Annotated in this window: 4 protein-coding genes; 1 reads left to right on the forward strand and 3 read right to left on the reverse strand. The window is 37.8% G+C overall.

Annotation, left to right across the window (positions count from 1 at the left end; translation table 11 throughout):
- Positions 1 to 9 precede the first annotated feature (9 nt).
- Positions 10 to 2,133 (forward strand): Tex family protein, encoded by a 2,124-nt coding sequence (locus tag ACSVH5_RS13260; RefSeq protein WP_438061887.1) that lies wholly within the window; start codon positions 10 to 12, stop codon positions 2,131 to 2,133.
- Between the two features lie 186 nt (positions 2,134 to 2,319).
- Here ACSVH5_RS13260 and ACSVH5_RS13265 read toward each other — a convergent pair whose 3' ends face one another.
- The 3 genes from ACSVH5_RS13265 to ACSVH5_RS13275 all read right to left on the reverse strand — a co-directional run.
- Positions 2,320 to 3,699 (reverse strand): alpha/beta hydrolase family protein, encoded by a 1,380-nt coding sequence (locus ACSVH5_RS13265; RefSeq protein ID WP_438061888.1) that lies wholly within the window; start codon positions 3,697 to 3,699, stop codon positions 2,320 to 2,322.
- Between the two features lie 51 nt (positions 3,700 to 3,750).
- Entirely contained in the window at positions 3,751 to 4,662 is a 912-nt protein-coding gene (locus ACSVH5_RS13270) for a PorP/SprF family type IX secretion system membrane protein (protein ID WP_438061889.1), read from the reverse strand.
- A 41-nt stretch (positions 4,663 to 4,703) separates the two neighbouring features.
- Positions 4,704 to 6,015: gliding motility-associated C-terminal domain-containing protein (locus ACSVH5_RS13275; protein WP_438061890.1), on the reverse strand; the 1,312-nt coding region annotated here is incomplete at its 5' end.

Consider the following 6,015-nt stretch of genomic DNA (forward strand, 5'->3'; position numbering starts at 1 on the left):
ATTCAAAAAATGACCAACCTACAATTCATCGCCCAAAAGGTAGCTACCCCAGCCATAAATATTCAAAACACGGTGCAATTATTACAAGAAGATTGTACCATTCCGTTTATTTCGCGTTACCGAAAAGACAAAACAGGCAATCTAGACGAAACACAAATCGAACAAATTGCCAAACTCCAAAAAGAGTACGAGGCCATCTTGAAACGAAAAGAAGCCATCGTAAAATCCATCGAAGAGCAAAACGCTTTGACGCCTGAATTGGATAAAAAAATCCAACAAAGTTTTGACCTACAAGAGTTGGAGGATTTGTATTTGCCGTACAAAAAGAAAAAAAGAACCAAAGCCGATGTGGCTCGTGAAAACGGACTAGAGCCTTTGGCCAAAATTATAATGGCACAAAAAAATGACGATGTCGATTTCTTGGCTACGCAATACTTGAACGATGCTATTGTCAATGAAGAAGCGGCTTTACAAGGCGCCCGAGAGATTATTGCCGAATGGATCAACGAAAATATTTATGTTCGTAAACAACTGCGTCGTTTGTACGAACGCAAAGCGACCATCACCACCAAAGTAGTCAAAACAAAAAAAGACGAACAAGAAGCACAAAAATTCAACCAGTATTTCGATTGGTCTGAACCGTTGACCAAAGCGCCTTCGCACCGACTCTTAGCGATGCTACGTGCCGAAAATGAAGGGTTCATCAAATTCAAAGTCGAAGTTGATCTAGACGAAGCCTACGACCTAATCGACGAATTGGTGTTGAAAGGTCAAAGTCCAAGCACCTCACACGTACAATTGGCTATTGAGGATGCTTATAAAAGATTGCTGCAACCTGCCATTGCCAACGAAACCTTGCAAGAAGCCAAAGCCAAAGCCGATGCCAATTCCATTCAGGTTTTTGCGAATAATTTAGGGCAATTGTTATTGTCTCCTCCTTTGGGCGAAAAACGAATTTTAGCCATCGATCCCGGATTTCGTTCGGGTTGTAAAGTGGTTTGTTTGGATGAAAAAGGCGACTTGTTGTACAACGAAACCATCTATCCGCACGCCCCTCAAAATGAAGAAACTATGGCGATAAAAAAAATTCGCTCAATGGTTAATTCTTATAAAATTGACGCCATTTCTATAGGGAACGGAACCGCTTCGAGAGAAACCGAATTCTTCATCAAGAAAATCGCTTTCGATAAGCCTATACAAGTTTTTGTCGTATCAGAAGCGGGGGCTTCGGTCTATTCGGCTTCCAAAATTGCTCGTGAAGAATTCCCCAATTACGATGTCACTGTTCGTGGTTCGGTGTCCATCGGACGTCGTTTGTCGGATCCTTTGGCCGAATTGGTAAAAATCGACCCCAAAGCCATTGGTGTGGGACAATACCAACACGATGTGGACCAAACCAAACTCAAAGAAGAATTGGATGCAACGGTAATTCGTTGCGTGAATTCGGTGGGGATTAACATCAATACCGCCAGCAAACATTTGTTGAGTTATGTGAGTGGTATTGGAGAAAAACTAGCCGAAAATATTGTCACCTATCGCTCTGAAAATGGTCCATTTGAGGACAGAAAACAACTCAAAAAAGTACCGCGTTTGGGCGAAAAAGCCTTCCAACAAGGAGCCGCTTTCATTAGAATAAAAGAAGGGAAAAATCCGTTAGACAATTCAGCGGTGCATCCCGAAGCCTATCCAGTAGTGGAAAAAATGGCCAAAGATTTAAAAATTTCTGTAAACAACTTGATTGCCAACAAAGAAAAAATAGCGCTCATCAAACCCGAAAACTACGTGACGCCCGAAATTGGGATTTTGGGTATTAAAGACATCCTCAAAGAGCTCGAAAAACCAGGATTGGACCCAAGAAAATCGGCCAAAATCTTTGAATTCGACCCAAATGTCAAATCCATTAAAGATTTGAAAACCGGAATGATTTTGCCAGGCATTGTGAACAACATTACCAATTTTGGTTGCTTTGTCGACATCGGAATCAAAGAAAGTGGCTTGGTGCACATTTCCCAACTCAAAGCCGGTTTTGTGAGCGATGTCAACGAAGTGGTCAAACTCCACCAGCATGTGCAAGTAAAAGTAGTCGAAGTCGATGAAGACCGTAAACGCATTCAGTTGACGATGGTTATTTAATAAGGAAATCTCAATCCCGATAGCCATCGGGTGAAATTCCAAGAGGTCAACCTGAGCGCAGTCGCAGGGCAATTTTCAACAAGACTTCCTTATTGTAAAATGTACCAAAAATCAAAGCCCGACAAGAAAAGTTTGTCGGGCTTTGATTTTATAATTAGTATATAGAAAACTCAATTTTTATGTGGATTATAATGTAAGGATCCAATCACTAACGGTATTGAGTACGAGTGGGGATATCGTTTGTGTTAGGGAAGCATATTCCGACACGGTTCCCGTTTTGGCCTCTTGAAATAAGTGGTTAAGGCCAGGGAGTTCTCGGAAAACCCCTTTTTTATTTCCACTTTTCTCAAGGGAAGCTTGTATTCCAGCTAGATTTTCAGCTGATTTTACTTGAACATCTAAGGAGCCATTGAGTGCCAATACCGGAATTTTTAATTTGGACCAATAGGCATCAGGATTGAATTTTAAAAAATAGACATACCAAGGACTGGTAATAACTTGGGCTTGTTGTCTCGCAAAATCATCGATTTGAGCTACTGTTGCTCCTTGGTTTTGGGTTAATTTTTTATATTCTTGTTTGATATATTCTTGGAAATCAGATTTTAAATTTCGACCCGTATAGTTAATAATGTAAGCATAAATTCTTTCGTTAAAGGCAGATGTTGCTGCAATTTGGCCCGCAGTTGCTCCTTCGGCTTTCATTATGGATTGGCTTTGCAATAACATCATTCGGTCAATGGGTATACCAGGACCCGCTAATGAAATAACAAATTGTACTTTTTTATTTTTATTGGCTACGATTGGGGCAATAAGCCCACCTTCGCTATGCCCCATTAGACCAATATTTTTATACCCTTTGGATGAAAGAAAATCAACGGCAGCACTGATATCTGTTGCAAAATTTTCCGAAGTATCTTCAGGTTTTCCTTTACTTGAGCCTCCCACACCTCGATCATCGAGACGTAAAACACCTATGCCTTTTTGGGCAAAATCATGGGCAATCACAGCAAAAGGTTGATGTCCATAAAGTGATGAATTTCTATCTTGACTTCCAGAGCCTGTTATTAGTACCACTATTGGTGCATTTTTTTTGTTTTTGGGTAATGTCAACGTTCCTGCTAAAGTGTTTTTATCTTTTGGATTCACAAAAGTTACTTCTTCGATAGGATAGTCAAAAGGAGGTTGCGGTTCTTGAGGACGAATCAGCACTTTTTCACCTGCTTTTAGTTTGGTAAGCACCAAAGGAAAGGAAGCACCATTTTGGGAAAAAGTCCCTTCAATTGCCACACCGTTAAACAGACCGTCATATTTTAAATTAAATTCGGGTGCGTTTAACTGTAATTCGTTGTTAATGTACTTCGTTTCTTTTACTGGAATCCCCTTAGCGCCTTGCATCGGACTATCCAAACTAGTTTGGTACGAATCTCCGTTTTTTTGAATGTTAAAAATCAAAGGTAAAGACCTTCCTTGAATAGAAAGACTACCTTCCCAAGAGCCTTGAATGTCTTGAGCAAAAATGGATTGATAGCATAAAAAAAGAAAAAATAGTGCGCTTTTTGTTTTCATGATAGATAATCGTTTGTACAATCAATTACTTATTTAGGTAAGAATAGAATTTTAAAAGAAACGTGGGGTCACCATTTTGTTTTTGTTATTAAAAAATTCATAACGTAGGAAAATTTCGTGAGAACCAGAATTATAATTTTCTAAGTTAGTCGTTTCTAAATCGTATCCATACCCGACATACATACCGTCTGTAATTTGGAACCCTACTAGTCCAGTCCAAGCTGCGCTCCATCGATACGCCATACCAACTACTACTTTATCCATAAACATAAAATTGGCTGAAACATCTACTTGTAAGGGAGCACCTTCAACTATTTTTGTTAGAAAAGCAGGTTTGAATTTCAATTCATTGGATAAATCGAAGACATATCCCCCTATCAAATAATAATTAATTTTTTCTTTAAAAATGGCCACTTCATTATCATCATAGCGATTGGTTTGGATAAAATTAGGGATTGAAAATCCAAGATAAGCTTTATTTGAATGATAGTAAATACCGGCACCAACATTTGGAGTAAAAACATTTCTTAAGTTTTGAAATTGAGGGTCACCTTGATCCAAGATATTTAGTTTGCTTACATTTAAGTTAAATAGGTTTGCTGTTGCTTTTATACCAAAAGATAATTTAAACGTTTCTGAAGTAGGAATAGTGTAGGACAAATCAGCTGAAATGGTGTTTTCAGACGTTGGACCAATTTCATCATTTATAAATGAAATTCCCAACCCCAAATTACTATTATTCAATGGAGTATTCATAGAGAAAGCATTGGTTGTTGGGGCGCCATCTAAACCCACCCACTGAGTTCGATGTATTGCAAAAACACTCATAGCTCCTCTACTACCTGCATATGCTGGATTGATGTTGATAGTGTTGTACATATATTGAGTAAACTGAGCATCTTGTTGTCCATAACTAATTAAAGTTAGCAATATAAACAACGAATAGATAAATCTTGTTTTCATGGTAATCTGGTTTTTTTAAAATTTGAATTTTCTTTCTTTAATTATCTAGAAAGAAACAAGTAACCTGTTTTTTGATTGGTGTTACCACTAAGTGGTTTATTATATTTTATCACATAATAATAGGTTCCATTAGCTAAATAATCGTCTTTATTTACCGTTATAGGACCATTTGAAATACCTTTGAATACATTAGAAGTATTATTATACCCTTCGATTCTAAAAACAGGTTTTCCGTATCGATCAAAAATTTCTACACTATTATTAGGATAGTTTTCAATTTTCTCAATTATGAAAAGATCATTATATCCATCATTATTTGGAGAAATCGCATTATTTACAACTATGTCACATGAACTTGGACTATCATCAAAATCACAAGGATCTTTAATCACAATTTTTATTTGTGCTGTAGTGCAATTATTTGAATTTTTACTATCACAAATTGCATAACTAAGGGTGTAATTTCCGACTGGAGATCCTACTGGAATAATCACGTTACCTTGATTATCCACAACAATGTCATTTAATCCATCTGTGTTTGTAACGGTTATCACAATTTGAGCTATTGAAATAGGTGCATCATTAAGCAAATCATTGGATAATACATTTAAAGTAGCTCCTTTTGCAGAATTAATAGGAGTGTTACTAAAATCATCATCAATAGCTACAAGTTGAAAAGGATTAACTTTTACTAAAAGTGATTGGGAATTGCTACATCCAGATGCGTTTGTTACAGTGTACGTTATTATTACGTCACCATTATTTATTCCAGTTACTAATCCGGTTGAGGTTACAGTAGCTAAAGTAGGATTTGAAGAATTCCATACACCTCCAGCAGTTGTGTTGGATAATTGTGTTGTTGTCCCAACATTAATCGTTGCATTACCAATTATCGGATTAACATTAGGTTTTGGGTTAGCTACTACCGAAATGGTAGTACTACTGTTACTAGCGCAATTGTTAAGAGTGTTAATTACCGAATAAACTCCTGTAGTTGTAGCGGTATAAGTTGAAGCAGTTGCACCATCAATAGCCACACCATCTTTGTACCATTGGTTTCCTGAAAGTGCACTACTACTCAATACCACCGAACCTGGAGTACAGAAAGCCGTTGGGCCAGCAGCAGTGATTATGGGTTGGCTAGGTTTTGCAGTAACGCTGATTGATTTGGTAACACTGTTGCTACAGCCATTGGCATTGGTCACAGTATATGAAATAATTACTGTACCTGCATTTACTCCAGTGACTAACCCATTGCCATCTACAGTAGCAATACCCGTATTGTTGGATGTCCAAACTCCAGCAGCAGTAGCGTTAGATAATTGAAGGGTTGAGGCGGCACATAGCACGGAA

It is taken from the genome of Flavobacterium sp. RSSA_27, assembly GCF_051547125.1.
In the GTDB taxonomy this organism is placed as follows: Bacteria; Bacteroidota; Bacteroidia; order Flavobacteriales; family Flavobacteriaceae; genus Flavobacterium.